Source organism: Rhodoglobus sp. (assembly GCF_053580035.1).
The window spans coordinates 56,442-82,796 of sequence record NZ_JBMDVL010000002.1; the positions used below are offsets into that span (position 1 = coordinate 56,442).

General features: G+C 58.8%; 23 protein-coding genes. 5 read left to right on the forward strand and 18 right to left on the reverse strand.

The features are described from left to right. Position 1: 1 nt before the first annotated feature. Both ACOH1Z_RS09570 and ACOH1Z_RS09575 read right to left on the reverse strand, forming a co-directional pair. Entirely contained in the window at positions 2-829 is an 828-nt protein-coding gene (locus ACOH1Z_RS09570; protein ID WP_449648269.1) for an alpha/beta fold hydrolase, read from the reverse strand. Between the two features lie 49 nt (positions 830-878). Continuing rightward, positions 879-1,091 (reverse strand): hypothetical protein, encoded by a 213-nt coding sequence (locus ACOH1Z_RS09575; RefSeq protein ID WP_449648270.1) that lies wholly within the window; start codon positions 1,089-1,091, stop codon positions 879-881. 220 nt (positions 1,092-1,311) lie between these two features. Here ACOH1Z_RS09575 and ACOH1Z_RS09580 point away from each other — a divergent pair, with 220 nt between their 5' ends. Further along, the gene (locus tag ACOH1Z_RS09580; protein ID WP_449648271.1) at positions 1,312-2,262 is read left to right on the forward strand and encodes a DUF4349 domain-containing protein; all 951 of its coding nucleotides are present in this window, start codon (positions 1,312-1,314) and stop codon (positions 2,260-2,262) included. A gap of 26 nt (positions 2,263-2,288) precedes the next feature. Here the strand turns inward: ACOH1Z_RS09580 and ACOH1Z_RS09585 are convergent, their stop codons facing one another. The 4 genes from ACOH1Z_RS09585 to ACOH1Z_RS09600 all read right to left on the reverse strand — a co-directional run bounded on the left by ACOH1Z_RS09585 (position 2,289) and on the right by ACOH1Z_RS09600 (position 8,840). Continuing rightward, positions 2,289-3,329, reverse strand: coding sequence for an LLM class flavin-dependent oxidoreductase (locus tag ACOH1Z_RS09585; protein ID WP_449648272.1), 1,041 nt, complete (start codon positions 3,327-3,329; stop codon positions 2,289-2,291). A gap of 200 nt (positions 3,330-3,529) precedes the next feature. After that, entirely contained in the window at positions 3,530-5,380 is a 1,851-nt protein-coding gene (locus tag ACOH1Z_RS09590) for an alpha/beta hydrolase family protein (protein ID WP_449648273.1), read from the reverse strand. A gap of 87 nt (positions 5,381-5,467) precedes the next feature. Beyond that, a complete protein-coding gene (gene glpK / locus ACOH1Z_RS09595; RefSeq protein ID WP_449648274.1) occupies positions 5,468-6,985 on the reverse strand; it encodes a glycerol kinase GlpK in 1,518 nt (505 codons plus the stop codon). Positions 6,986-7,052: 67 nt separating this feature from the next. Next, complete coding sequence (locus tag ACOH1Z_RS09600) at positions 7,053-8,840, reverse strand: glycerol-3-phosphate dehydrogenase/oxidase (protein WP_449648275.1); 1,788 nt, start codon at positions 8,838-8,840, stop codon at positions 7,053-7,055. Positions 8,841-8,987: 147 nt separating this feature from the next. Here ACOH1Z_RS09600 and ACOH1Z_RS09605 point away from each other — a divergent pair, with 147 nt between their 5' ends. Next, a complete protein-coding gene (locus ACOH1Z_RS09605; RefSeq protein WP_449648507.1) occupies positions 8,988-10,019 on the forward strand; it encodes a sugar-binding transcriptional regulator in 1,032 nt (343 codons plus the stop codon). A gap of 3 nt (positions 10,020-10,022) precedes the next feature. On the opposite strand, the gene ACOH1Z_RS09610 is transcribed toward ACOH1Z_RS09605, so the two are convergent. After that, complete coding sequence (locus tag ACOH1Z_RS09610; protein WP_449648276.1) at positions 10,023-11,459, reverse strand: NAD(P)H-quinone dehydrogenase; 1,437 nt, start codon at positions 11,457-11,459, stop codon at positions 10,023-10,025. Positions 11,460-11,577: 118 nt separating this feature from the next. On the opposite strand from ACOH1Z_RS09610, the gene ACOH1Z_RS09615 reads away from it, so the two are divergent. Both ACOH1Z_RS09615 and ACOH1Z_RS09620 read left to right on the forward strand, forming a co-directional pair. Further along, positions 11,578-12,414, forward strand: coding sequence for a purine-nucleoside phosphorylase (locus ACOH1Z_RS09615; protein WP_449648277.1), 837 nt, complete (start codon positions 11,578-11,580; stop codon positions 12,412-12,414). After that, positions 12,411-14,078, forward strand: coding sequence for a phospho-sugar mutase (locus tag ACOH1Z_RS09620; RefSeq protein WP_449648278.1), 1,668 nt, complete (start codon positions 12,411-12,413; stop codon positions 14,076-14,078). The genes ACOH1Z_RS09615 and ACOH1Z_RS09620 overlap by 4 nt, the downstream gene beginning before the upstream one ends. Before the next feature lie 59 nt (positions 14,079-14,137). On the opposite strand, the gene ACOH1Z_RS09625 is transcribed toward ACOH1Z_RS09620, so the two are convergent. From ACOH1Z_RS09625 to ACOH1Z_RS09645, 5 genes are read right to left on the reverse strand one after another with little or no spacing between them, the layout of a single operon-like run. Beyond that, the gene (locus ACOH1Z_RS09625) at positions 14,138-14,410 is read right to left on the reverse strand and encodes a PTS sugar transporter subunit IIB (RefSeq protein WP_449648279.1); all 273 of its coding nucleotides are present in this window, start codon (positions 14,408-14,410) and stop codon (positions 14,138-14,140) included. Next, positions 14,407-14,856: a PTS sugar transporter subunit IIA gene (locus ACOH1Z_RS09630; RefSeq protein WP_449648280.1), complete on the reverse strand. Its 450-nt coding sequence runs from the start codon at positions 14,854-14,856 to the stop codon at positions 14,407-14,409. Before ACOH1Z_RS09630 ends, ACOH1Z_RS09625 begins: the two co-directional genes overlap by 4 nt. Before the next feature lie 2 nt (positions 14,857-14,858). Next, a complete protein-coding gene (locus ACOH1Z_RS09635; RefSeq protein WP_449648281.1) occupies positions 14,859-15,980 on the reverse strand; it encodes an adenosine deaminase in 1,122 nt (373 codons plus the stop codon). 57 nt (positions 15,981-16,037) lie between these two features. Beyond that, positions 16,038-16,709 carry an IclR family transcriptional regulator gene (locus tag ACOH1Z_RS09640; protein ID WP_449648282.1) on the reverse strand — a complete coding sequence of 224 codons (672 nt, stop codon included), beginning with the start codon at positions 16,707-16,709 and terminating at the stop codon, positions 16,038-16,040. After that, positions 16,709-17,887, reverse strand: a complete 1,179-nt coding sequence (locus ACOH1Z_RS09645) for an adenosylhomocysteinase (protein ID WP_449648283.1) — start codon at positions 17,885-17,887, stop codon at positions 16,709-16,711. The genes ACOH1Z_RS09640 and ACOH1Z_RS09645 overlap by 1 nt, the downstream gene beginning before the upstream one ends. Positions 17,888-17,935: 48 nt before the next feature. Here ACOH1Z_RS09645 and uriH point away from each other — a divergent pair, with 48 nt between their 5' ends. Next, positions 17,936-18,883: a uridine-preferring nucleoside hydrolase UriH gene (uriH, locus tag ACOH1Z_RS09650; RefSeq protein ID WP_449648284.1), complete on the forward strand. Its 948-nt coding sequence runs from the start codon at positions 17,936-17,938 to the stop codon at positions 18,881-18,883. Here the strand turns inward: uriH and ACOH1Z_RS09655 are convergent. The 6 genes from ACOH1Z_RS09655 to ACOH1Z_RS09680 form a co-directional block, all read right to left on the reverse strand. Beyond that, complete coding sequence (locus ACOH1Z_RS09655; protein ID WP_449648285.1) at positions 18,880-20,370, reverse strand: MFS transporter; 1,491 nt, start codon at positions 20,368-20,370, stop codon at positions 18,880-18,882. The two genes, uriH and ACOH1Z_RS09655, sit on opposite strands and share 4 nt — an antisense overlap. 86 nt (positions 20,371-20,456) lie before the next feature. Then, positions 20,457-21,770 (reverse strand): thymidine phosphorylase, encoded by a 1,314-nt coding sequence (locus tag ACOH1Z_RS09660; RefSeq protein WP_449648286.1) that lies wholly within the window; start codon positions 21,768-21,770, stop codon positions 20,457-20,459. Next, a complete protein-coding gene (locus ACOH1Z_RS09665) occupies positions 21,763-22,179 on the reverse strand; it encodes a cytidine deaminase (RefSeq protein WP_010205718.1) in 417 nt (138 codons plus the stop codon). Before ACOH1Z_RS09665 ends, ACOH1Z_RS09660 begins: the two co-directional genes overlap by 8 nt. Before the next feature lie 4 nt (positions 22,180-22,183). Then, complete coding sequence (locus ACOH1Z_RS09670; protein WP_449648287.1) at positions 22,184-23,464, reverse strand: ABC transporter permease; 1,281 nt, start codon at positions 23,462-23,464, stop codon at positions 22,184-22,186. Next, on the reverse strand, positions 23,464-24,780 hold the full coding sequence (locus ACOH1Z_RS09675; RefSeq protein WP_449648288.1) for an ABC transporter permease: 1,317 nt from the start codon (positions 24,778-24,780) through the stop codon (positions 23,464-23,466). The genes ACOH1Z_RS09670 and ACOH1Z_RS09675 overlap by 1 nt, the downstream gene beginning before the upstream one ends. Further along, positions 24,777-26,291: an ABC transporter ATP-binding protein gene (locus ACOH1Z_RS09680; RefSeq protein ID WP_449648289.1), complete on the reverse strand. Its 1,515-nt coding sequence runs from the start codon at positions 26,289-26,291 to the stop codon at positions 24,777-24,779. The genes ACOH1Z_RS09675 and ACOH1Z_RS09680 overlap by 4 nt, the downstream gene beginning before the upstream one ends. Positions 26,292-26,355: the final 64 nt, after the last annotated feature.

A 26,355-nucleotide genomic window follows, 5' to 3' on the forward strand; every position in this document is an offset into this window, starting at 1 on the left:
CCTACGCTACTCCGGCAGAAATTTCACGGTCGGCGGTGATTACCTGGACAAGGCGTCGCGCGAGGCGCTTGCGCACGAGGTGATCATTAGCGTCCACCTTGTGCATCGTGACCTGGCGCATTTGCCCAATTATTTGCATGGTACCTGGCGCGATGAATTGATCGAGGGAGCCGTACACGACGTCGATGGGCACGCGAACAGAGGCAATATCACTGACCGTGGTTTGTGTCTCGATGCAGTTCTGCAAGCTCAAAACGAATGCGCGCCAGTTGCGTTCAGATACCTCCAGCACGTCATCGAGCTGGAAAAGTCGACGCAGTGTTATGGCAGTCGCCATAGTGAAGTCTTTGTTGGTGCGAAGAAATTCATAGGCCCGCAAGTAGGCTCCTACGCGCGCCCTCACGAGGGGATCACCGATTTGGCTTGGCGGCACGTAGATGGGCGGGCTCACTAAAACGAGCCGGCTCACTTGCCGCGGGTGGGTTGCCGCAAAGCGTGCTGCGAGCAAACTGCCCAAGGAGTGCCCTACGAGGATGAACGGCGCATCGAGCTTGAGTGACCGTATGGTCGCGGCTATCGCTCCAACATGCTCTTCAATGGTGAATGTTGCTTTCTCCGGGCTTGGCGAATCTCCGAAGCCGAGGAGGTCGAGCGAGATACAGCGGTAGTGATCCGAAAGTTGAGGCACGACGTGGGCGAACGTTGCTGCCGACGAAGCGATTCCGTGGAGAAGAATAATTACGGGACCTTCTCCGGCGTCGCCTGCGATATTGAGGAGCGGCGCTCTGTTCTGGAAGGTCAACCGTCGAATCGTGCGCCAGAGGCTCATAACCCCAGTATCTCAGCCAGCGCGGCCGGGATACTGGGGTGGCACCTAATTAGCGCAAGTCTTCCTTGTATTCGTTCTTTGCTTTCGTCGCTTCACGCTCAGCTTCTGCGCGCTTGAGCTCGGCTTCTGCCTTCGACACTTCGGCATCAGCCTGAGCCTGGTCGGCGGCGTCACTCACTCGCTCTTTAGTGTCGTCGACGAATTCGCCGACCTTCTTGGCGGTTGCTTCGCCTGCGTCTTTGGCGTTATCGATGAGACCCATGATTCCTCCTACTAGTGGTAATCCGTGTCTTGCCGTGCCCGCGATAGCGGCACAACTTCACGATACCCACGCGGCGGGGCCTCCCCAGCAGTTCCCATTGAAGGCCAAGCGATCTCTCAGTAGACGTCAAGCTCTTGCGCCGTGCATCTTCAACGGTGACGGCCGAAAAGTCGAAAACGTTGGGTAGTTTTTCTGGGGTTCACCGCTCTACGGTGAAACCATGAGGCGCACACTATTCATCACCACAGCACTTGCCCTATCGGCAATTACACTTTCTGGATGCTCGGCGGCAGTCGACGAAATGGCTCCAGGTGACACTCAAGAGTATGTACTTGAGCAACCAGCAGAGGTTCGGGCCGGCAGCGCGGAGAGTTCTGCCGATGGTGGCATCGCCTACGACCAAGCAGTTCCTGATTCGAGCCGCGACGTGATTACCACCGGCTACATGTCGGTGACCGTGAAGAGTCCGGATGAGGCGAGCGCTGATGCGATCCGCATCACCGAGTCTGTCGGCGGCCGCATTGACGGTCGAAGTGAATATGCGCCCCACGATGGCAACCGTGGGAGTGCAACGTTGACGCTGCGTATCCCGGCGTCAGAGCTCACCGCCACCTTGGACAAGTTCAAAGAGCTTGGCGTCCTCCAAGAGATCTCTATCAATGCGGTCGACGTCACGATGCAATCGCGCGATCTAGATGCCCGCATTAAAGCACTGGATGCTTCAGTCGAGCGTCTGCTTGCGTTGCTCACTTCTGCCGAGGACACTGACACTCTCATCAAACTAGAAACCGCAATTTCTAGCCGTCAAGGCGAACTCGAAAGCTTGAAGTCGCAGAAGCGCTACTTTGATGACCAAATTACGATGTCGACGATCACACTCAACCTCGTTTCCGAGGCCGACGCTCCCACTATTGAGCCTGGCAACTTCTTTGATGGTCTCGTAACCGGCTGGAACAGTTTCGTCGCATTCTTCGCTGGCCTGCTGGTCGCGCTTGGAGTGCTCGTTCCTTGGCTGATCTTCGGTGCTCTCATTGCCGGAGTCGTCATCCTGATCGTGCGCTCGAAGCGCCGCTCACGACGCACTAGCCGCGCGACAGAAAACACTGACCGTGAAATTACTGAAACTGAGGTCATCGAGGGCGAAGCGCCAGAGACAGCTCAGTCAGACTAAGAAGCGCCAGAGACAGCTCGGTCAGACTAAGAAGCGTCAGCGAGCAGTTCCCGAACCCGAGGTATGACCTCGGTTCCGTACAGTTCGATACTCCGCATCATCTGCTCGTGAGGCAGAGTGCCAGCGCTGTACTTCATGTCGAATCGCTGGATGCCGAGTGCGGAGATGGTCTTGGCCATCTTCTGCGCTACGGTCTCCGGCGATCCGGCATACATCGACCCGTGCTGCACTTCATCGATGAACTCGTCAACGCTCGATTCTGGCCATCCCCGGTCCCGACCGATACGGTCGCGCATGACGCGGTAGTGCGGCCACAATTCATCAACGACCTTCTCATCGGAGTCGGTGATGTAGCCGGGCGAGTGCACGGCGATGGGCAGGTCAGGCTGACCGAGTTCAGCAAGCGCGCGGTGGAATAGTTCGGCATACGGCGCAAATCGTTTTGGCTGGCCACCAATGATGGCCAGGACCATTGGCATCCCGTAGCGGGCTGCGCGCACGACAGACTCTGGGCTTCCGCCAACGCCGATCCACGTGTTGAGCTTGCCCGATTCGGTGCGCGGGAATACTGGCTGTTCGTTGAGGCTGGCCCGGAGAGTGCCCTTCCACGTGACGGGCTCCTCTTTGATGAGTTCGGCGAAGAGGTCGAGCTTCTCAGAGAACAATGTCTCGTAGTCGTTGAGGTTGTACCCAAAGAGCGGGAACGACTCCGTGAACGAACCACGCCCGAGGATGATCTCGGCGCGACCGTTCGAGAGCGCATCGACGGTAGCAAAACGTTCGTAGACACGCACGGGATCGTCGGAGCTCAAGACGGTAACCGCCGAGCCCAGTTTGATGTTCTTGGTCGCGACAGCGAGCGCTGCGAGAACAGTTTCCGGTGCCGTGATCGCGAAGTCGTCGCGGTGGTGTTCTCCGACACCGAAGTAGTCGATACCGAGCTCGTCGGCCAACACACCTTCAGCAACAACATTGCGGATGACCTGGGCCTGACTCAGCAGGCTGCCGCTCTCGTCTACCGAGACATCACCAAACGTGCCGAGTCCAAACTGAACGTGCTGATTCACGAGCTCCCTTTCGCTGAGACGCCAATCGCGTCTCTAGGCAAAACCGTAGCCGGGCATCCGCTATTCCGCGATTGCGCCGACCCCACCCGCCAGATGGCGGTTTCAGGATGCCGCTCGCACCAGCCGAACGCAACAGTGCCCCGGTCGTGATATCGACCGGGGCACTGCAGGAGCCGATCAGTTGATCGGAGAGGGTGTACTTACGCTGCGGTGAGCGTGTTCGATACCGAGATGAGGGTAACGATTGCCGCGTTGATGAAGCCGGCGATGTACGGGTTGTTCGTCTCACGGTAGATCTTGCGCGAGATGACTGCGGTCACAGCCAAGATGAGGATGACCGGGTACAGCCAGATGCTGAAGATTCCGCCGAAGCCGTCGATCGTGTACCCCGTGGTGAAGAAGTTGGTGTACTGAGCAACGACGAGAACGATGGGTGCCAGAGCGTTGAAGAGCGCCAGCAGTGCCGTGTTGATCCATTCCTTACCGCGGATGGAGAAGCGGTTGAAGGCGTTGACCGCAACCGAGTTGGCGACAAAGTAGATCGCAAACAGTGGCAGGTACATCAGCGCAATGCCGACCTTGTCAGGAGTGAAGGCCTTGACAGCGATGACCCACCAGCGGAAGTCCGTCTTGAAGAAGTAGTCGAGCACGAAGACGATCGCGTATGCCGAAACAACGACGACCAGTGCGAGACCGATTCCGTGGAAGAACTTCTTCCAACCAGGCAGTACTCCGGATGCGCGAAGGTCAAGACCGTTCTTGCGTCCGAAGACGAGGTACGAGATCGTCATGATGATGATCGCGGCGATCGCGTTGATCGCGGCCCAGAAGGCTACGAAGAACACAGCACCCTGAGGCATGAAGAACGGAACGATGTTGAACGCGATCGCGCCCACCCACGGGGTGTTAGCGAGGATCAACCAGCTCCAACCGGAGATGATTGCCGAAACAACCAGTCCGCCCCAGAACCACGCGAGTCCCTTGCGGGTCGCCGGTACCACTGCTGCTGCCGGTGCACGAAGACCAGCGAAGGCACGGGTCGAGAGCATGGCGCGAGTGAAGGCGAGCAGGAAGATTCCGAAGCCGATCAGACCGAAGAGGGTGAAGGTCTCCTTGACCTGCCACACCTGCGAGCCGGATGCGATTTCGTTGGGAGCACCAAATGCTTCTTGGAAGAACTCGATCTGGCTAGCAACCGTCGTCTTGGAGATGGTTCCCCACGGGTGGTTTTCTGCCGGCGTGTACACAACGCGGAGAGCCTGCTGGCCATCAACGGAGTCGGTGTAGAACTCGCTAGCTTGGCGCTCGTCAGAGGAGACGTCCTCCGGGTTAGCACCAAAGTGCAAGAACGACTGAGCATTCGGGGTTCCGATGTAGTCACGCGGCGGGGTCAGAACTGCACCCTCGGGGCTGTAGCTGCGGAAGAAGAACTCGTCATACTGGTCAGCAACGATTCCGACATCGCGGGCACCGTAGAGGTTGAAGTATGCGTTCTCAGCTTCGGCATCCGTGTACACAGCGTCGTTGTCTACCAGCAGAACAGCCGAGATGAGCTGTTCGTCGGCTGCATTGTCGATGAACATCGAGAAGTTTGCTGCGCGCGCACCGTTCGAGTGACCGCTGACACCAATCTTGTCGGTGTCGACGTAGGGCAAGTCGGCGACGAGCTTAACAGCGTCGTACATTCCGGTTCCGCCGAGCGTGACATCGGGAGTCAGCGGCGATGAGTTGCCGTGACCGAACATGTCGATCGACACAACAACATAACCGCGACGGGCAAGCTCAACATAGTTGGCGTCTTGCATTTCGCGGTTGTTCCACCAACCGTGGCTGACCACGATTGCCGGAACCTTGTTGTCGACGGTCGCGGTGTCAGGCTTGAAGAGCAGAGCGCTCATCATCTGACCCGATGAGGTCTCCCAGCGCATGTCCTTAACGCTGATTGAGCCCGCACCGGTTTGCACGATGGACGCACCAATTGACGCGACCAACATCATTACTAGCGAGAGAACGAGCCAAAAGCTGTTCCTCTTAACTAACGAGGTTTTCATTGATTCCCTACCCCTTCGTGGGTATCGATTGCTGTGTGATTACGAACGTGACTGACAGCACGTCCTTCATGGGTTTTGGCAGGCAGATTAGGTCTCCACGTCCTCATCAACCCAGCCCATGGTCTTGGTTACCGCTTTTTTCCAGTTGCGGTAAAGCTGATCTCGTTCGAGGCGAGCCATCTGCGGCGTCCACCTCTTGTCTTCGTTCCAGGTCGCGATCACATCGTGTTCGCTTTCCCAATAACCGATCGCGATCCCGGCGGCGAACGCTGCACCGAGAGCGGTCGTTTCGGTGATGCGGGGGCGGATGACATCCACCCCTAGCTGGTCGGCCTGAAACTGCATGAGAAGTTCGTTTGCCACCATGCCGCCGTCGACTCGGAGCTCAGCGAGGTCGACTCCGGCATCCGCGTTCATGGCATCCATGACTTCGCGTGTTTGGTACGCGGTGGCTTCGAGCGCGGCGCGCGCGATGTGGTTCTTGGTGACATAGCGAGTGAGCCCGAGAAGGGCCCCCCGTGCATCCGGTCGCCAGTAGGGGGCGAAGAGTCCAGAGAAGGCCGGCACAAAGTAGGCGCCGCCGTTATCTTCGACTTCCAGGGCGAGACGCTCGATGTCTGGGGCGTCGGCAAACATGCCGAGGTTGTCGCGCAGCCACTGAACGAGCGATCCGGTGACAGCGATTGATCCCTCGAGCGCGTAGATCGGAGCGGCATCACCAATTTTGTAGCAGACGGTAGTGATGAGGCCGTTGTTGCTGTGCACACGCTTGGCACCGGTGTTGAGCAGCAAGAAGTTTCCGGTGCCGTAGGTGTTCTTCGCCATGCCCTCGCTGAAGCAAGCCTGGCCAAACGTGGCCGCCTGCTGGTCGCCGAGGATGCCCGCAATGGGCACTCCCGGTAGCGAACCGTGATCGCGGCAGTGGCCAAAGATCTCGCTCGAGGAACGAATCTCGGGCAGCATCGACATCGGGATACCCATGTCGGCTGCAATGTCTTCTCGCCACTGGAGGGTGTCGAGATCCATGAGCATGGTGCGGGAGGCGTTAGTCACGTCTGTCGCGTGCACTCCCCCATCGACGCCGCCGGTGAGGTTCCAGAGCAGCCAGGTGTCAATGGTTCCGAAGAGTAGCTCTCCGCGGTCTGCCGCTTCTTGGGCGCCGTCGATGTAGCGCAGAATCCAGGTGACCTTGGGTCCAGCGAAATAGGGTGCAAGCGGAAGCCCAGTGATGGCCTTGTATTTCTCGAGCCCCTCGGTACCGGCGAGTTCGTTCACAATGTTCTGGGTGCGCGTGTCTTGCCAGACGATCGCGTTCGTGACCGGCTTGCCCGTGAGCTTGTTCCACACCACGGTAGTTTCGCGTTGGTTGGTGATGCCGACCGCGGCAATGTCTTGATAGGTGAGGTTGGCACGCGCCAGAGAGAGACCAACCGTCTCGCGAACGTTGTCCCAGATCTCCATAGGGTCATGCTCGACCCAGCCGGCGCGCGGAAAAATCTGTTCGTGCTCGAGCTGCCCATTCGAAATGATGCGCGCGTCATGATCAAAGATGATCGAGCGAGAGCTCGTCGTTCCTTGGTCAATTGACAAAATGTACTGTGTCATTTTTGGCGTATCTCCATTGATAGTCAACGTGCGTTCGAGTGCGCGTTACGTTCGTATTTGGTGCTTTTTACGGGTTCTGCGTGTGCTGGGTTTCGTGGCCGGCCGGCGTTGCGAGTGGCACAATTTGGGGTGCTGCCTCGCGAACGTCAGAAGCGCTTTCGTCGTCGCGCGTGAGTGACGCTGCCTCTACGGCATCCGCCATCTGGTGGTAGACAGCGACTTCATGGGCGGTGGTCTCTTCTGTCCACCCGAGTAGCTTCGCGGCAATCTCTGCGACCTCGGGCACTACGGCGAGTCCCTCATTGAGGTACTCATAGTTCATTCGGGTGCGACGAACCATGAGGTCTTCGAGGTGCAGTGCTCCCTCATGCGTGATCGCGTACGCAATCTCGGCACGAAGGTAAGCGGATGCTTCCGCGAGCGGCTGCGACATCGTCGGGTCAGCATCCGCAATGGCGGCGATCTCTGAAATCTTGGCGCCGTAACGGTGCAACAGGTGATCGATCATCTGGTCACTCCAGCCGAAACGCTCGCTCAGGGCACGAGTGCTGTCACGGGCCTCGTCGAGTCCCTCAGCCCCGAGCAACGCCACTGATTGAGTGATCGAAGGGTTTGCTTGCGCTGCGTCTTTGCCAAGAGCAAAGTCAACGGCGTCCTTGGCCATCACCCGGTAGGTGGTGAACTTGCCACCGGCAATAACAGTCAAACCAGGAATGGGTGACGCGACGGTGTGTTCACGCGACACCTTTGCAGAGTTGGTGCCCTCCATGGTGCCGGGCTGCAGCAGGGGGCGTAGACCAGCCCACGTGCCGATAACGTCGGAGCGATCGATGGGGTTAGCAAGCACAGCATTTGCTTCAGAGATGACGTAATCGATGTCATCCGCTGTCGCTGCGGGGTTGAGCAGGTTCTCTTTCCAGGGAGTATCAGTCGTGCCAATCACCCAGTAGCGCGACCACGGGATGACGAACAGAACGCTCTTCGAAGTCTGCAGGATGAGCCCGGCTTCACCCGTGATGCGTTCACGCGGAACAACAATGTGGATGCCCTTGGAGGCGAGAACTTTGAGGCCGCCGCTTTCGTGGGCAAGAGCCTGAGTCTCGCCGGTCCAGACGCCAGTGGAGTTGATGACGGCCTTGGCGCGCACCGGGAAGGTTGTGCCGGTCTCGAGGTCGACGAGCACTGCGCCATTGACGGCACCGTCGTCGTTCTTAGTGATCTCGACTACCTGAGTGCGACTAGCAGCGTTGGCGCCATGAGCATGAGCCGTGCGAACGACGCTCACAACGTAGCGGGCGTCATCAACGTTGGCATCCCAGTATTCGATGGCGCCGACGGCGGCATCGTGGGCGAGTCCAGGGAAGCGGACGGCAAGCTGCTTGCGTGACAAGTGACGGTGCCACGGCACGCTGCGCTTGCCCTTGACGTTCTTGGTTGTCACGGTGGCGAGAAAATCGTAGAGCGCGATTCCGGCACCGACGAAGGCGCGCTCCCACACGTGGTGACGGAGCGGGTAAAGGAAAGGCAGCGGGCGAACCAAGTGTGGTGCAACGTTGTTGAGCAGCAAGTCACGCTCGGTGAGCGCTTCGTGCACGAGCTTGAAGTCCAACATCTGCAGGTAGCGCAGCCCGCCGTGGATCAGCTTGCTTGCACGGCTGGACGATCCGGCAGCCCAGTCTTGGGCTTCGACAACAGCGGTGTCGAGACCGCGGGTCGCCGCATCCAGCGCAATTCCTGCTCCGGTAATTCCGCCACCGATGACGAGGACATCGAGCTCGTGACCCGGCTGTGCGCTGTCGACGAGGCGCTGGATGGCGCTGTCGCGGGTTGCTCGTGTCAGGGACTGATCAGTCATGAAAGCTGTGTTTCTTTCTGGTGGTGGCTTCCGCCGGAGCGGCTGTGAATCTTCTGGGATGATCCACTGCTCAGCAGCGTATTACGGTAGGAGCACCTAATGACAAACTGAGCAGCACATCTGCACGAACGTGCAAGGATGGACGACATGGAACGCGAAGAGGCAATGCTGTCCGCATCGTCGATGTATTACCTGCAAGACATCAAGATGGACACCATCGCCAACCACCTGCATATGTCACGGTCGAGCGTCTCTCGATTGCTCCGCGATGCGCGCGAAAGTGGTCTCGTTGAAATCACCCTGCGCCCGACCCCAACGCGCGGCCCAGGGCTCGCCAAGAAAATCGAAGGATGCTTCGGGATCGAAGCCCACGTTGTGCCGGTTGCCGACCTCGCCGACGAGGCTGAACGTCTCGATCAAGTAGCCAGAGCCACCGCCAGAATAGTCACGGGATGGTTCGACTCCGACATGATTATGGGCGTCGCTTGGGGTACCACTTTGGCGGCGATCGCGCGCCACTTAGGCAAGAAACCGACCCGCGGAAGCGCCATCGTTCAGCTCAATGGAGCAGCCAATGTGCGCACCTCGGGAGTCGAATATGCGGGCAACCTTATCGCCAGATTTGGCGAAGCGTTCGATGCCCAAGTGCACCTTTTCCCGGTTCCCGCGTTCTTTGATTTCGCCGAAACCCGCAACGCCATGTGGTCAGAACGGTCAATTGTGCGCGTGCTCGAGTACCAACGCCGAGCAGACATTGCCCTGTTCTCGATCGGTGCGATCGCGGGCGAAGTACCCAGCCACGTCTACTCCGCTGGCTACCTCGAAGCCGGCGACATCCAGACCCTCGACAAAGAAGGAATCGTCGGCGACGTGTGCACAATTTTCCTGCGGGAAGACGGCACCTATGAAGACCTCTCCATGAACGCACGTGCAACCGGGCCGACCCCGGAAGAGTTGCGCTCAATCCCCCGGCGAATCTGCGGTGTAGCTGGCGACAACAAGGTTGTTCCCCTGCTGGCAGCCTTGCGAGCTGGTGTAATTACCGATCTGGTGGTCGATGAACAAACGGCAACGAAACTTGTGGAGCACGTCATGCAGCTCAAGGATGGGGCAGCATCAGCCGAAGAAATCGCCTTCAAGACCGACCACGCCGAGAATGCGGATCACGTCGAGAACTGACCGCTAGTTCACAATGTGCATGGCGCGAGCGGCATCCGTAATGCTTCCCGTCAGTGACGGGTACACGGAGAATGCCCGAGCAATCTGATCAACGGTGAGGCGGTGCTCGACGCCCAACGTGACAGACATGACGAGTTCCGAAGCGTTGGGCGCCACAATGACTCCACCGATGAGAGTTCCTGAACCGGTGCGTGCAAACAGCTTTACGAAACCGTCTTTGATGCCCATCATCTTGGCGCGAGGGTTCGAGGCGAGAGGCAATTTGTAAATTGTTCCCTGCGCGAGACCATCTTCGATCTGCTTCTGCGACCAACCAACGGTGGCAATCTCGGGCTGCGTGAAGATGTTGGATGCCACGTTGCGAAGTTCGATCGGAGTTACACCGTCGCCCATCGCGTGGAATACGGCAGTGCGGCCCTGCATAGCAGCAACGGATGCCAGCGGAAAAAAGTCTGAACAGTCACCGGCGGCATAGATCGACGGCATCGATGTGCGCGCGACACGGTTGACACGGATGTGGCCAGACTCTGTCAGCTGCACACCAGCCTCTTCGAGTCCAAGGTTTTCAGTGTTCGGGAGGGAACCGACAGCCATGAGGCAGTGGGAGCCTTCAACGGTCGTTCCATCCTGCAGCGTCGCCGTGACACCGTCTTTAGTGGTTGTGACGGATTCGGCGCGCGACTTGGAAAGTACCGTCATACCGTTGCGCTTGAAGACGTCTTCAATCACACGGGCGGCGTCTTCATCTTCGCCGGGTAGCACGCGGTCGCGAGACGAAATCAGGGTTACTTTGGCACCCAGGGCCGTATAGGCGGAGGCGAATTCAGCACCCGTTACCCCGGAACCGACCACGATGAGGTGTTCAGGGGTTTCCTTGAGGGTGTAGAGCTGGGTCCAGGTGAGGATGCGCTTGCCGTCAGGCATCGCCGAATCGAGCAGGCGCGGTCGTGCACCAACGGAAACGATGACGGTGTCGGCGTCGACTTCGTCAAAATCGGTTGCGGACTTGCCCTTACCTGTCGAGACCACGAGTCGCTGGGGCCCGTCGAGTCGGCCTTCACCCTCAATGACGCGAACCCCGGCTTTGATGAGCTGAGACTTCATGTCGTCAGATTGCTGCTGGGCTAGCCGCATGAGGCGCGCGTTGACGGCGGCAAGATTGACGGTAATTTCGGGGCGGACTACACGGCCAGAATCACCGCGAGAGTAGAACTGCACACCGAGGTCAGCCGCATCCCGAATCGCATTTGTCGCTTCAGCCGTCGCGATGAGGGTCTTCGAGGGAACCACATCGGTGAGAACTGCCGCTCCACCAACGCCAGCGCGTTCAACGAGGGTGACTTCGGCCCCCAATTGCGCTCCCGCCAGGGCTGCTTCGTAGCCGCCAGGGCCACCGCCGAGTATTGCAATACGTTGGGTGCGCTCGAACTCATAGGCCATGCAGCAATTCTCTCGCGCTTCTGGCCCAGCGACAAACCGCGGCCAACTCGTGGGCGTTGCTCAGATTCGCATCGAACCCCAAGGCGTGTCGCAACAGTCACGGTTTAGAGTGGATGCCATGTCACAGTCGCCAACCACAAACCCCCTCGACGACCCCAACGCAGACCCATTCGCGGTCGCGCAAGAAGCGGCTGACGCTATCGCCGCAGCAACAGGAGTCGAGAAGCACGACATCGCCCTCACCCTCGGGAGTGGGTGGGGCAAAGCCGCCGACCTCATCGGCGAGACAACGGCGACCATCGCGGCATCCGACATCCCTGGATTCTCGAAGCCAGCGCTGGAAGGCCACGTCGGCACGCTGCGCTCCATTCTGCTCCCCAGCGGCAAGCGCGCTCTCGTGATTGGCGCCCGCACCCATTACTACGAGAACCACGGTGTTCGCCGGGTTGTCCATTCCGTGCGCACCGCAGCGGCAACCGGTGCAACCACCATGATCCTCACCAACGGTGCCGGTGGCATCAAAGAGACCTGGAAGCCCGGAACCCCCGTTCTTATCAGCGACCACCTCAACCTCACCGCCGACTCCCCTCTCGAGGGTGCAACGTTCATCGACCTCACCGATTTGTACAGCAAGCGTCTTCGAGAGATCGCTAAGTCGATCGACTCAACCCTCGACGAGGGCGTGTATACCCAGTTCCGTGGCCCCCACTACGAAACCCCCGCCGAAGTGCAGATGGCCAAGACCATGGGCGGCCACATCGTGGGAATGTCCACCGCGCTCGAAGCGATCGCCGCGCGCCAAGCAGGCATGGAAATCTTGGGAATGTCGCTCATCACTAACCTTGCTGCCGGCATCCAGTCGACTCCCCTCAGCCACGAAGAAGTCATTCAGGCAGGCAAAGACGCTGAAGTGCAGATCAGCACCCTGCTCGCACAGATTGTGACCGCACTATGAGCACCGAAACGCTGAATACCGAACAACTCATCTCAGCCGCCAACGCGTGGCTTGAGCAAGACCCTGATGCTGTCACCCACACCGAACTCGAAGCGCTGATTACGGATGCCGTCAACGGTGACGAGACAGCAATCACCGGACTCCACCACCGCTTTGACACGCGGCTCGCGTTCGGCACTGCCGGGTTACGCGGGGAGCTGGGTGCCGGCCCGAACCGCATGAACCGGGTTTTGGTCACTCAGGCGGCTGCGGGACTTGCCGCCTATTTGCTCACTCATGAACTCAGCCCGAGCATCGTTATTGGGTACGACGGCCGCATTAACTCTGAAGTCTTTGCCCGCGATACGGCCACGATCATGGCTGGCGCCGGTGTTCGTGCCATTTTGTTGCCGCGGATGCTCCCCACGCCAGTTCTGGCGTTCGCTGTTCGTCATCTCAATGTGAGCGCCGGCGTGATGGTGACGGCGAGCCACAACCCGGCAAACGATAACGGCTACAAGGTTTATCTCGGTGGGGATAACCACGGTTCGCAGATTGTGCCACCGGCTGACGCCGACATTGCCCACGCTATCGACATCGTTGCCAAGGGGTCGATTGCAGACCTGCCTCGCTCCACCGACTTTGTCACGACTGATGACGGTGTTGTTGACGAGTACATTGCGCGCACAGCAGCTCTCGCTGGTCCTTCCACGGAGATTGTTTACACTTACACCGCCATGCACGGTGTCGGGTGGGAGACCAGCAAAGCTGTCTATTCACAGGCCGGCTTTACCGATCCCGCCGTTGTCGAAGAACAGGCCCACCCGGATGCTGCCTTCCCCACGGTCGCTTTCCCCAATCCTGAAGAGCCGGGAGCCATGGATCTCAGCTTCGCTAAAGCTCGCGAGGTTGGCGCCGACATTGCTATTGCTCACGATCCTGACGCTGACCGCCTCGCGGTTGCGCTGCCGGGTCGAGACGGCGAGTGGCGTCGGCTGAGCGGAAACGAAGTGGGTATCTTGCTGGGGTGGCGCGCGGCAGAACGCGCTAACGGCAAAGGTGTGCTCGCGGCATCCATCGTCTCCTCGCCAGCATTGCGCACAATCGCGGGGGCTTACGGTCTGGATTACCACGACACCCTCACGGGTTTCAAATGGATTTCCCGCATTGACGGGCTGACGTTCGGCTACGAAGAAGCACTCGGTTACCTTGTCGACCCCGCGAAGGTTCGAGACAAAGATGGCATTTCAGCCTCGGTCGATTTCCTCTCGCTTGCTGCCGAACTCAAGGCTGAAGGCAAGACGGTGCTCGACCGCCTCGATGAGTTCACCACACAGTTTGGTGCCTTTGCTTCACGTCAAGTGTCGATGCGCTTCGCCAAGATCTCTGAAATTGGCGACATGATGACGAAGGTGCGCACCAATGCTCCGGCTGAAGTCGGAGGCCACCGGGTTGTCACGTTCACCGACTTCATCGACGGCGTCGATGGCTTCATCCCCAGCGACATTCTGCGCATGGATTTCGAGGATGGCGCTCGCGTGATCGTGCGACCAAGCGGCACCGAACCAAAACTGAAGTTCTATGTGGATGCGATGAGCACTTCCGGCAACGGCGCCGAGCGTCAGGCTGCTGCAGAAGCTGTCGCGAGTCAACTTGAGGCTGGCATGCGGGAGCTTTTGGCCTAGAGCCCACTTCCACACCACGCGCATCCTGCGCGAAGCAACGCTGAGGGCGTCTGAGGGGTTTACCCGAGGGCGTCCTCAAGCTTTTGCTTGAGTTCTGAGGTGTCAAAGAGATTGACGATGACGATGACGTCGGCGTTTGTCTTGCCGATGGCCTCGACGAACTCTTGGCTCGTGAGAATGATCTGAGCGTCGGCTGCGACAGTGCGCACTGAATTCACGTCAGCGGCGACAACGGTCGCTTCGAGGTCGAGCGCACGCAGTGCGCGCTCGGCGTTCACCTTGAGCACTCCAGAGGAGCCAATTCCGGCACCGCAAATGGTCACAATTTTCATGACGGAACGACCCCCATAGTGTGTTGAACTTCTGCTGCGGTTGTTGCTTCGGCGAGCTGGTCAATCGCCGAAGAGTCGTTGAAGATATTTGCGACGGCCGCAACAGCCGCGAGATGCGCGCCTGCTTCAGAGATCGCTAGCCCGAGCACAACCCGAACGGGATCGTTGTGGGCGTGACCAAAACGAACTGGCTCCTTGAGCGTCACGATCGACAGTCCGTTAGCTATAACCTGTGGTCCCGGGCGGGCGTGAGCCAAAGCGAGGCCAGGAGCGATCACGACGTAGGGGCCGTGATCTTCGATCATCCGGATCATTTCGATGGCGTAGCCGGGCTTGGCAGCACCGGATCGTGCCAATGCCGCCCCGGAGAGCGAAACGGCGGCACGCCAGTCAGCGGCGAATGCTCCGATGTCGATTGCGGATTCAGGAAGCGGAGGCAGCGACATCGTTACGCGCTTTCGAATCCAGCGCTGATGGCCTCAGCGAGGTCCTCGCGCTCTTCGATGGGCAAGAAAGCGGCAGCAGCAGCATTGATCTGGAAGACCTCAAGATCGGTCAGGTCGTATCCGAAGGCTTCTGTCAGTAACGAGAGCTCGCGGCTCAGACTCGTTGCGCTCATCAGTCGGTTATCGGTGTTTACCGTGACCCGGAATCCGAGCTGGTAAAGCAGGTCGAAGGGATGATCGACAAGTTCGTCACCCCACTGTTCGATTGCACCGGTTTGTAGGTTGGATGATGGGCTGAGCTCGAGAGCAATCTCACGGTCCTTCACCCACTGCGCGAGGTCGCCGAGTGAGACGTACGTGTTTTCGTCATCTTCACGAGCGATCGTGATGTCTTCGGCTAGGCGCACTCCGTGTCCCAATCGCAGGGCGCGGCCGTCAAAGAGGGCACTGCGAATGCTGTCGAGGCCATCCGCTTCACCGGCATGCACTGTGGCCGGAATGTAGTTGTGGGCGAGCAGATCGAACGCACCGCGCATTCGGCTAGCGGGGTAGCCCGCTTCTGGCCCGGCGATGTCGAAACCGAGAACTCCACGATCCCGGTGACGAATCGCGAGCTCGGCAATTTCGGTGCCACGATCGGTCTGGCGCATTGAGCTCAAGAGTTGGCCAACACGGATGCTGCGGCCACTTGAGCGAACAGCGTCAGTTCCTTCTTCGAGCCCCTCTTGCACCGCAGCGACAGCCTGATCGAGGTCGAGACCGTTCTGCAGGTGCTGTTCTGGTGCCCACCGAATCTCACCATAAATAACACCGTCGTCGGCGAGGTCGTGCACGAATTCGCGGGCAACTCGCTTGAGGTTCTCTTGAGATTGCATGACAGCAATAGTCACGTCGAAGGTCTTGAGGTAATCGACGAGCGAGCCGGAGTCTGCTTGCTCAGCAAACCAGGAAGTGAGTTTCGCTGGGTCTGTTTCGGGGATCTCGTAGCCGATCTCCTCGGCAAGTTCCACGATTGTTTGCGGCCGCAATCCGCCATCGAGGTGATCGTGCAGGGAAACCTTGGGGAGCGCAGTAATGCTTGCGCTGCCTCCGGGCATCAGAAAATTCTCAACAGCGGCGTTCATACCCACAAATCTACCGTGCCAAACTCTGAAAGCCCTCTGTGGTTTTGCTGGATGACGTTAAGATTCTGTAAATGCTCGCCCTTGGAGCACTTCTGAGATTTCTTTCGCGGCATCCGCTGCGAGCTGGAGCACTCGTTCTGCTTCAACTTCACTGAAAGCGGTTGCTACGTAGGGCACGGTAATCGCTGCGACGGTCCCAGTCGAGCTCCGCACAGCAGCGACAACATCGGTGATGCCGGGATGAAACGTGTCTGCGCGCACGAGGGGTTCGGCATTGTCTGCTGCAAGCACGAAACCGGTTCCTGTGGTCTCGATCTCAAATGTAGCCCCCACGCGCACGCCGAAACCAAAGTCTGCGGGAGACTCCACTTGGGCGATCACTCGCACCCTGTTTCCATCCAGCACCGCAAGGTTGCAGGACTGCCGAGTCTGCTCCGCTAGCTGCCGCATGATCGGCAAGGAGACGCTGATCAGTCCTCGCAGTGGCGAATGCTTGTGCGCAAGGTCAAGCAGCTTCATCGCCAGCACATAGAGTCCGGACTGCTTGTCGCGGAACACAAAACCGCGACGCTCCAGGGTCGATAGCACCCGAAATATTTGACCGGTACTTCGTCCCGTGGCATCCGCTATCTCTGACTGGCTCAGCGACCCCGGAGTTTCCGCGAGCAATTCGAGAATGTCGAGGCCCTTTTCCAGGGCCGGGGCTGGGTACTCCGGTGTAGCGACCACTAGCGGTCTGCCTTCATTGCGATGAGCATGCGGCGGGCAATCTCGCGATTGATGGGGTCAGGAACCGGTTGCGCTCCCAACACCAGAGTCTCAGGGGCAGTAGCCACCCGTTCGAGCGACATCGCTTGGAGCAGAAACCCGAGGTCCATTGATTCGATCGAGTTTCCTTTGGGTTCACTGCCGGCGAGATTGATCATGCGTCCGTCAGCTAGGAGCGTGACGTGACGATTTCCTGGAAGATCGATTCGCTCGATAACGGTGTCGATTACGGTGCTGCTGATGGCGAGATCGCGCAGGGCGAGCACATCGATTTCCCAAGGAAAGTGACCGCAATTGACGAGCATTGCACCGTCAGCGACCACCTCGAAGAAGTCGGTTCCCAAAACTTGCGGATGCCCGGTCGCGGTGATGAATACTTCGCCCCACTGCGCCAGATCGAGCATGTTTGCCACGCGGTAGCCGTCTAGCGCTGCTTCAAACGCTTTGATTTCATCAACTTCTACTACGGCAACTTTTGCGCCAAGGGCGCGAAGGTAGTGAGCGACTCCGCGACCGCACCAGCCGTATCCTGCGACCACGAATCGTCGCCCGGGAACCATGAGATTGGTGATGCGCATAAAGCTCTCGGCCACGGACTGACCGACCGCGTGTTTGTTCTCACCGAGCAGCGCGAGCGGGCTGTCGTTGATGAGCACCATAGGAAACGGCACGTATTCCGCGAGTTCTGACCGGAGGCGGTAGCCGCCAGAACTGGTTTCTTCGGTTCCACCAATGATGTGGGATGCGAGTCCGGACTCGGCAACCGTGGCAACGAGGTCGGCTCCGTTGTCGAGCAGGATGTCTGGCTCGGCGGCGATCACGTTCACAATGTGCCCGTGGTGCTCATGGGCAGTGTCATCGCGACTACCGAAGATAGTCATTCCTTGTTCGCGCAAGAACGCGACGATGTCATCTTGCGTCGATCCATGGTTTCCGGTGGCCACAATCTCGGCGCCCCCAGCGGCCAGAGTTTCGAGTAGCACAGCCGTCTTGGGCTCTAGGTGCAGAGACATACCGATACGGCGACCAGCGAAAGGTTGGGTCTCGGCGAAGTGTGTGCGCATTTCGGCGAGCAGAGTCATGCGTGAGCGAATCCACGTGAGACGGGCGGCTGCGCGTTCAACAAGTTCACTAGTCATGACGCCACTCTACATATATGAATCTTATTTTCATATATGCTTTTAGGCATGGCTGAGAAGATTATCCTCGACTGCGACCCCGGGCACGACGACGCGATTGCGCTGCTGCTCGCCCATGGCAATCCCCAGATCGAGTTGCTCGGCGTTACTACCGTGATGGGCAATCAGACCATCGAGAAGGTCACTCGCAATGCTCTAGCGATTGCTCGCGTCGCCGGCATCACTGATGTCCCCTTTGCCCGCGGCGCCCATCGCCCGCTCGTTCGCCGAATCGAAGTCGCCGAATCTATCCACGGCGAGTCCGGCCTCGACGGTCCCGTACTCCCCGAACCCACAATCGAGTTGGATGCCCGGCACGCCGTCGACTTCATTATTGACACCGTCATGGCCCACGAGCCAGGCACCGTAACGCTAGTGCCCACCGGCGCCCTCACCAACATCGCTCTCGCTGTCCGTAAAGAACCCCGCATTGCCGAACGCGTGAAGCAAGTCGTGCTCATGGGTGGAGGCGTCAACGTCGGCAACTGGAGCGCAACGAGCGAATTCAACATCGTGATCGACCCCGAAGCCGCGCACATTGTCTTCAACGAGTGCTGGCCGCTCACGATGGTGGGCCTTGATCTCACCCACGAAGCTCTCGCGACTGACGAAGTTGCGGCATCCATCGCGGCCGTCGGCACCGGCCCCGCTCGTTTCGTCGGCGAACTCCTCGACTTCTTCGGCGAGACCTACCGTGATGCGCAAGGCTTCGACCACCCGCCGGTACACGACCCGTGTGCCGTGGCTTTCGTCATCGATCCGAGCGTCATGCAGGTCGTGAAGGTGCCCTTGGATGTCGAACTCACGGGAACTCTCACGCTTGGCATGACCGTTGCCGATTTTCGCGCTCCGGCTCCCGCCGACTGCACGACTCAGGTCGCTCGCAACCTCGATCATCCCAAGTTCTGGGGAATGGTTGTCGACGCTCTCGAGCGCATCGGAGATCCGCAGCTTTAGGCGTTGCTGCTTTGCCGTGCGCGACGCTTTCGCGCACCAAGGTCGACGACGCCGATGAGCATTGCGATAGCGAAGAACAGGGTCGCAGAGAGCATCCCGACACCGTAAGCGTGGTGGTAGAGCGCGACGGTACCTTGGCTGCTGTTTCGTTCGTTGTAGAGCGTGGAGTAGAAGAGCGAGAGTGCTACAGCAGTTCCGATTGCTGTGCCGATGCGCTGCCCCAGTTGACCGACGGATCCAGCAAGTCCGCCCTCGACCGGCGGGATGTCGTTCAGTGTGAGTGTCTGATTGGGCGAAATCACTAGTCCACCGCCGGTTCCTCCGATGAGGAATGCGGCTGCCATCACGAATGGAGTGATTGCCGGCGGAGTGAGGATCGCCGCGGCCATGAGAAGTCCAAGCCCCACCAACAGGATGGCGAGTCCCACAACAACCAGCGAGCGACCGTAGCGCTCAACCAAGAGACCACCGCGCCACGACGAAAACGCGCTCGTCAGGGCGAACCCGATTGTCACCATTCCGGCAAAGACGGGCTCGAGACCGAGACCGAGTTGCAGGTAGAGGGTCGTGAGGAGGAACATCGCCGGCATCGCGGCAAAGTAGACCGTAGCGAGCATGGTTCCATTGCGGAACGAACTAATACGAAAGAGCTTTAGCGGAACGAGGGGCGCGCGGCCCCCTGCGGCATAGCGACGTTCCCACGCGACGAATGCTGCAGCGGCGAGCACAAAGACCACAAGCAACCACCATCGGTTGGGATCATCAGTTGGCGCTCCCGTCGTGAACAAGAATGGCCACATTAGCGCCAAGACGGTGACGCCAAATATTGCGATACCGATCGGGTCGAGGTCGAGGCGCCCATAGGTTGCTTTGGAGGTCGCGGGAAGGATGCGCCAAGCCAGAACGAGAGCGATAATGCCGAGAGGAACGTTCATCCAGAAGATGTAGCGCCAGCCGTCTTGGGCACCACCAAGAGCAATCATGAGCCCACCGAGGGTCGGGCCGAACGCAGTTGCGATCCCGATCATTGCGCCGAACAAACCGAAGGCCCGACCACGCTCTGGCCCGCGGAACAACTGCTGGATAAGACCAATCACCTGGGGCATTTGGATGCCGGCCGCGACACCCTGCAGAAGTCGAGACGCCAGCAAAAGTTCGGCCGTCGGCGCAATAGCGCACGCAATACTGGCGAGAGTGAACAGCGTCAGTCCGGTCAAGAACAGCGCCTTGCGAGATCGCTGATCTCCCAGCCGGCCAGCCGGCACCAGAATCAAACCGAACGTCAAGACGTAGCCAGAGACGATCAGCTGCAACTGAGTGGAGCTTGCTCCCAGTGCATCTTCAATCGAGGGTAGTGCTACGTTGACCTTCGACAGATCCAGGATCGTGATCGCCGCAACGACGACACAAACCCAAAAGGCACGCCATTTATCGGTGTCGCTGAGAGCCGCTCCGGCACCCGCGGTGGTCTGATCCGCTTTAGTCATTTGTCTAACTTTACGTCAGCAAATGAGACCCCTCGTTCAGCCTTTACCGAGTCAAGCTCCCGAAATTAGTGCGACTTCCGTTTGTTCTAGTCGATGCGTCCCGCGATCAGCGGTCCGCCATCGTGCACGGTGTCGCCGGCGTCGCCGATGCGGTACGCGCCATCAAGAGACTCAAGCGCACGCTCGAATCGAGCCGGCTCATCCGCGTGCATAGTGAATAGCGGTTCACCCTTTCGCACCGTGTCGCCGGGCTTGGCGTGGAGATCGATTCCCGCAGCGTGCTGAACCGGGTCCTGCTTGCGCGCACGGCCTGCACCCAAGCGCCAGGCAGCAACACCGAATGGCAGAGCTTCCTGTTCGACGAGAACACCGTCGCGGTCAGCAAGAACAACGTGGCTTTCTTTGGGTTGGGGTAGCGCACCATCCGGGTCTCCGCCTTGCGCGGCGATCATGCCGCGCCAAGCATCCATTGCCTGACCGTTGTCGAGAGCAGCCTCAACATCTGCGTCGGGTTGGCCAACCTGAGCGAGCATTTCGCGGGCCAATGCGACAGTCAGGGCGCGAACGTCGGCGGGTCCACCACCGGCGAGCACCTCAACAGATTCACGAACCTCGTTGGCGTTTCCGATCGTGAGACCAAGGGGAACGTTCATGTTGGTGAGCAGGGCAACTGTCTTGACACCAGCGTCGTTACCGAGGCGAACCATGGTCTCGGCGAGTTCTCGACTGCGAGCCGCGTCTTTCATAAACGCACCAGAACCGAACTTCACGTCAAGCACGAGAGCAGAGGTGCCCTCGGCAATTTTCTTGCTCATGATGGAGGATGCGATCAACGGAATAGCTTCGACAGTTCCGGTGATGTCGCGAAGGGCATACAACTTCTTGTCTGCCGGAGCGAGGCCAGAACCGGCGGCACAAATCACTCCACCAACGCCACGCAGTTGCGCATAAAACTCTTCGTTGCTGAGGTCGGCACGCCAGCCGGGAATGCTCTCGAGCTTGTCAAGTGTGCCGCCCGTGTGGCCAAGGCCGCGGCCGGAAAGCTGCGGCACGGCAACGCCGAACGACGCAACCAGGGGTGCAAGCGGCAACGTAATTTTGTCACCGACACCACCGGTCGAGTGCTTGTCGGTTGTTGGCTTGCCGAGTCCGTCAAAGCTCAGGGTCTCGCCACTGGCGATCATTGCGAGGGTGAGGTCGCGAATCTCTTCGCGCTCCATACCGTTGATGAAGATGGCCATTGTCATGGCAGCCATCTGTTCGTCGCCGACATAACCGCGAGTGTAAGCATCCACGAGCCAGTTGATTTGGTCGGTGCTGAGTACGCCCTTGTCGCGCTTGGTGTGGATGAGATCGACGGCATCGAATCGTTCAATTGCTGTTTCTTCACTGTTATTCACTGCGGTACTCCTCAAGAGTGCGTGGCCCGAACGCGTCGGGAATTACTTCGTCAATTGTTTTGATGCCAGAAACTGTTTCGAGCAGCATGCCTTCAGCGGAGTGCTCAAACAGCAGCTGGCGGCAGCGGCCACAGGGCATGAGAGCGTTGCCTTTGCCATCCACGCAAGTGAAGGCGACAAGCTTGCCGCCGCCCGTCATGTGCAGTGCGGAGACCATGGTGCACTCTGCGCACAGCGTGAGGCCATAGGAAGCGTTTTCTACGTTGGCTCCCGAAATTATCCGGCCATCGTCGACAATGGCGGCGACGCCGACCGGAAACTTCGAATAGGGAACGTAGGCGTGACTCAGGGCATCTGTGGCGACGAGCCTCAGCGCATCCCAGTCAATTGATTGCGGCTCGATCGTCATAGCGTTACCCCTTTATGTACGGTGTTCCGGATGCGGCTGGCGGCCGAGACTTTCCGACCAAGCCGGCTACGGCAATGATTGTCACCACGTACGGCAGCATGAGCATGAACTCGCTCGGCACCGGCGAACCGACAACGCTCAAAGCGTTCTGCAGGTTGCTGGCGAAACCGAAGAGCAGTGCGGCGAGCGTCGCCTTGATCGGATCCCAGCGGCCGAAGATGACAGCGGCGAGAGCAATAAAGCCGGCTCCAGCCGTGACGTCCTTTCCGAACTGGCCCGTCTGGCTCAGCGTGATGAATGCTCCACCGAGTCCAGCAATTGCTCCCGCGAGAGCAACATTCCAGAATCGCGTGCGGGTCACGTTGATACCAACAGTGTCAGCAGCCTTGGGGTGCTCGCCCACCGCGCGTAGGCGGAGTCCCCAGCGAGTGCGGTACAGCGCGAAGGCAACAGCCGCCACGATGATGTAGAGCAAGTAAACGATGAGGGTCTGCTTGAAGAGAACCGGTCCGACAATCGGGATACCGCTCAAGAAAGGAATCGGCAATACCGAGAACCCTTCTGGATTATTCAACCGCTCTGGGCTCTCAACAAGCCACTGCGAGTAGAGGAACCCGGTGAGGCCAGACACCAGAACGTTGATGACAACACCGACGATGATCTGGTTGACAAGGTACTTGATTGCGAATACCGAGAGCAGGAACGAGACAAGCATTCCCGCAACCGCAGCCGCGAACAGTCCAGCAAAGGGGGATGCGGTGATTGTGCCAACGACCGCTGAGACGAATGCTCCAGCGAGCAGCTGAGCCTCAATGGCGATGTTGACAACACCAACACGCTCGGAGATCACACCGCCGAGTGCACCAAAGATGAGCGGCACAGCGAGAACAAGGGCCCCAGCGAGCAGTTCAGGAACGCGCAGCGTTTCGTCGGCAGCGGCCCACGTAAGAAATCCGGTGAGAGCGAATAGTGCGCCAAGAACAGGAACCCAGGTCGGCACTGTACGGTCTTGCGAAATCATGTACGCGGAGACGATGGAGATCAACGCCATCAGTATCGTGACAACGATGCCAGTGGCCAGCGCAGGCAAATGAACCACAGGCAACTGGAAGAGATCAGTCCCAGTCGAGAGGTTGAACCCTGTAGGCGCATCCTCGGCAAAGCCGATAAACAACACTCCCGAAATCACGGCGACAATCGCGAACGCAATCGGCATCTTCCAACTGCGGCGATCAATCTTCGAGCCGGCGAGGCTCTTGCTGTCTGAAGTCTTGGTGAGAGTCATTAGCTGACCACCTTCTTTGCGCGAGCGCCGGGTTGCGGCAAACGGAACACAGCACGCACGAGCGGCGGAGCTGCGATAAACAGAACGATCAGCGACTGAACAACCAGAACGATGTCGATCGGGATACTCTGCGAAGCCTGCATGGTGAATCCACCAGCCTTGAACGCCCCGAACAGTACACCGGCGGCGAACGTTCCCCACGGCGTTGAGCGGCCAAGCAATGCAACGGTAATAGCGTCGAAGCCGATACCGGCATCCACCCCAGAAGTGAAACCACTTGTCGTAGTTCCGAGAACTTCGGTGCTTGCCGCAAGACCGGCGTAGCCACCGGCGATCAGCATCACGTAGATGTAGAGACGCTCCACCTTGATGCCGGCAACTCGAGCCGCATGCGGGTTGAGCCCCACAGCGCGGAACTTGAAGCCGAGACTCGAACGTTCAATCAACCACCATGCCAACACCGTGGCCGCAATAACGACGATGAAACCCCAGTGGAGTTTGAAACCGTCACCAAAAATCGGCGGAAGTACAGCGTTATCAGCGGCGGGCGGAGTCTTCGGGTTGTTGGATCCGGGGTTCTTAAGTAGATCAGTGCGCAGCAAGAAGCTGATCAGGTAGTAGGCGACGTAGTTGAGCATGATCGTCACGATCACCTCGTGCGCTCCGGTTCTTGCCTTCAAAACGCCAGCAATAGCGCCCCACAGAGCGCCACCGATGATGCCCATGATGACGGCGACTACAACGTGGATGACAATGGGCAGATCCCACGCGAAGCTCGCATAGCCCGCGAATGCTGCACCGACGATGATCTGGCCGCGGCCACCGATGTTGAACAGTCCAACACGGAACGCGATGGCAACACCGAGACCGGCTGCGATCAGCGGCGTCGCGAAGACCAGTGTCTGCGTCAGTGGCTTGATCGCAGAGAGAAAGTCATCGCGGCGGAAGTCATACACCGATCCCTGGAAGAGAGCGAGGTAGGCGCCACCAACGGCGCTTCCGATCGCGGCAAAAAGGTCGCCGGGGCGGGCGAAGAAGTATCCGGCCGCATCCTGAACATCAGGGTCGGTCAGGGCAATGAGCACTCCGCCGATAATGATTGCCAGAAGGACGGCAAGCACCGAAAGGAGAGCGTTGCCCGACGCAATTTCGCGGAACGCATTCGTCCACCGAGCGGTGTCCTGATTGGTCTCCGAGTTCTCGGCACCCTGGGTCAACGCTGCCGCTTCAGACGACTGATCTACAGACGACTGATCTTCAGCATTCTGATCTTCTGGTTTCTGATCTTCTGGTTTCTGGGACGTTGGCTCGCTCATGCTGCCTCCTCCGTAATGCGTTCGCCGGCCATCATGAGGCCGAGTTTTTCGCGGGGGGTGTCCGCCGGTACGATTCCAACAATCTGGCCCTTGTACATGACCGCGATACGGTCAGCTAGGGAGACAACTTCGTCGAGTTCTGTCGACACGACAATCACGGGAAGTCCGCGATCGCGCACGCCAACGATCTGCTCGTGAACGAACTCAATAGATCCAACATCGAGACCTCGGGTTGGTTGCGAGACGACGAGAAGTGATAGCTCGCGACTCAGTTCGCGCGCCAATACAACCTTCTGTTGGTTACCACCCGAAAGCTGGGAAACGCTTTCGTGAATGCTCTGGGCGCGAATGTCGAACGCTTCGAGCTTGTCGACGGCAAACTCATTCAGCGTGTCTGTCTTGAGAGTGCCGTACTGCACGAAGGGTGCCCCGTCACTGCGGTCAAGCATGAGATTCTCGGCAATACTGAACCCGCCAACCAGACCATCAAGCGTGCGGTCTTCCGGCACGTAGCCAACACCCTCATCAAGAATTTGGCGGGCGTTGAGGCCCAATAGTTCTTTGCCATTCAGAGAGATCGAACCGGATGCGCGTGGCTGCATCCCCAACAGTGCCTCGGCGAGCTCGGTCTGTCCGTTACCTTGCACACCTGCAATTGCGAGAATCTCACCACCCTGAACAGTGACACTGAGGTCCTTCACAGCACGGTTGCCGAACTCATCAGCTATCGACAGATTCTCGATGACGAGAGAATTTTCCGTAAGTTGCGCAGGTGCCTTATCGATCGTGAGGTCTACGGCACGACCGACCATGAGCGATGCAAGTTCTTCCTTGTCGGCGCTGGGGTCGGCTTCACCAACAACCTTGCCTAGGCGGATGACCGTGATGCGGTCAGCGACTTCGCGAACCTCACGCAGTTTGTGCGTAATGAAAACAATGGAAGTGCCCTCTGACTTGAGTTGGCGCATGATGGCCATGAACTCGTCAGTCTCTTGGGGCGTTAATACGGCGGTTGGCTCATCAAAAACGAGAACCTTCGCCTCACGGGAGAGCGCCTTGACGATCTCAACCCGCTGCTGAACTCCCACGGGGAGATCTTCGACAAGGGCGTCGGGATTGATGTCGAATCCGAATCGTGCCGAAATGTCTCGCACGAGGGTGCGCGCGGCGTCGAGATTCAGTAGCCCTGGTCCGTAGACCTCTTCGTGCCCGAGCGCCACGTTCTCCGCGACGCTAAAGACAGGGATCAACATGAAGTGCTGGTGGACCATGCCAATGCCGGAACGCATAGCGTCTCCAGGGCCGGCGAAGTGGCGTACTTCGTCGTCGATGAGAATCTCGCCCTCTTCAGCCTGATACAGGCCGTAGAGAACATTCATCAACGTTGACTTGCCCGCGCCGTTCTCGCCGAGGAGGCAATGGATCTCGCCCTCTTCGATTGTGAGATCAATATGATCGTTCGCGATTAGGTCACCAAAGCGCTTGGTTATACCTCGCAGCTCAAGTTTCACAATCTCTCCTCAGTGCTGATTCGGCGTCGTCGCCGTCGTTTGATTTCACAAGATTAGCCTCAGA

What these genes read in the sequence shown, in the direction of transcription:
- ACOH1Z_RS09570 (WP_449648269.1), bottom strand. Translation starts at nt 829, where the DNA reads ATGAGCCTCTGGCGCACGATTCGACGGTTGACCTTCCAGAACAGAGCG.
- ACOH1Z_RS09575 (WP_449648270.1), bottom strand. Translation starts at nt 1,091, where the DNA reads ATGGGTCTCATCGATAACGCCAAAGACGCAGGCGAAGCAACCGCCAAG.
- ACOH1Z_RS09580 (WP_449648271.1), top strand. Translation starts at nt 1,312, where the DNA reads ATGAGGCGCACACTATTCATCACCACAGCACTTGCCCTATCGGCAATT.
- ACOH1Z_RS09590 (WP_449648273.1), bottom strand. Translation starts at nt 5,380, where the DNA reads ATGAAAACCTCGTTAGTTAAGAGGAACAGCTTTTGGCTCGTTCTCTCG.
- glpK (WP_449648274.1), bottom strand. Translation starts at nt 6,985, where the DNA reads ATGACACAGTACATTTTGTCAATTGACCAAGGAACGACGAGCTCTCGC.
- ACOH1Z_RS09600 (WP_449648275.1), bottom strand. Translation starts at nt 8,840, where the DNA reads ATGACTGATCAGTCCCTGACACGAGCAACCCGCGACAGCGCCATCCAG.
- ACOH1Z_RS09605 (WP_449648507.1), top strand. Translation starts at nt 8,988, where the DNA reads ATGGAACGCGAAGAGGCAATGCTGTCCGCATCGTCGATGTATTACCTG.
- ACOH1Z_RS09610 (WP_449648276.1), bottom strand. Translation starts at nt 11,459, where the DNA reads ATGGCCTATGAGTTCGAGCGCACCCAACGTATTGCAATACTCGGCGGT.
- ACOH1Z_RS09615 (WP_449648277.1), top strand. Translation starts at nt 11,578, where the DNA reads ATGTCACAGTCGCCAACCACAAACCCCCTCGACGACCCCAACGCAGAC.
- ACOH1Z_RS09620 (WP_449648278.1), top strand. Translation starts at nt 12,411, where the DNA reads ATGAGCACCGAAACGCTGAATACCGAACAACTCATCTCAGCCGCCAAC.
- ACOH1Z_RS09625 (WP_449648279.1), bottom strand. Translation starts at nt 14,410, where the DNA reads ATGAAAATTGTGACCATTTGCGGTGCCGGAATTGGCTCCTCTGGAGTG.
- ACOH1Z_RS09630 (WP_449648280.1), bottom strand. Translation starts at nt 14,856, where the DNA reads ATGTCGCTGCCTCCGCTTCCTGAATCCGCAATCGACATCGGAGCATTC.
- ACOH1Z_RS09635 (WP_449648281.1), bottom strand. Translation starts at nt 15,980, where the DNA reads ATGAACGCCGCTGTTGAGAATTTTCTGATGCCCGGAGGCAGCGCAAGC.
- ACOH1Z_RS09645 (WP_449648283.1), bottom strand. Translation starts at nt 17,887, where the DNA reads ATGACTAGTGAACTTGTTGAACGCGCAGCCGCCCGTCTCACGTGGATT.
- uriH (WP_449648284.1), top strand. Translation starts at nt 17,936, where the DNA reads ATGGCTGAGAAGATTATCCTCGACTGCGACCCCGGGCACGACGACGCG.
- ACOH1Z_RS09655 (WP_449648285.1), bottom strand. Translation starts at nt 20,370, where the DNA reads ATGACTAAAGCGGATCAGACCACCGCGGGTGCCGGAGCGGCTCTCAGC.
- ACOH1Z_RS09665 (WP_010205718.1), bottom strand. Translation starts at nt 22,179, where the DNA reads ATGACGATCGAGCCGCAATCAATTGACTGGGATGCGCTGAGGCTCGTC.
- ACOH1Z_RS09670 (WP_449648287.1), bottom strand. Translation starts at nt 23,464, where the DNA reads ATGACTCTCACCAAGACTTCAGACAGCAAGAGCCTCGCCGGCTCGAAG.
- ACOH1Z_RS09675 (WP_449648288.1), bottom strand. Translation starts at nt 24,780, where the DNA reads ATGAGCGAGCCAACGTCCCAGAAACCAGAAGATCAGAAACCAGAAGAT.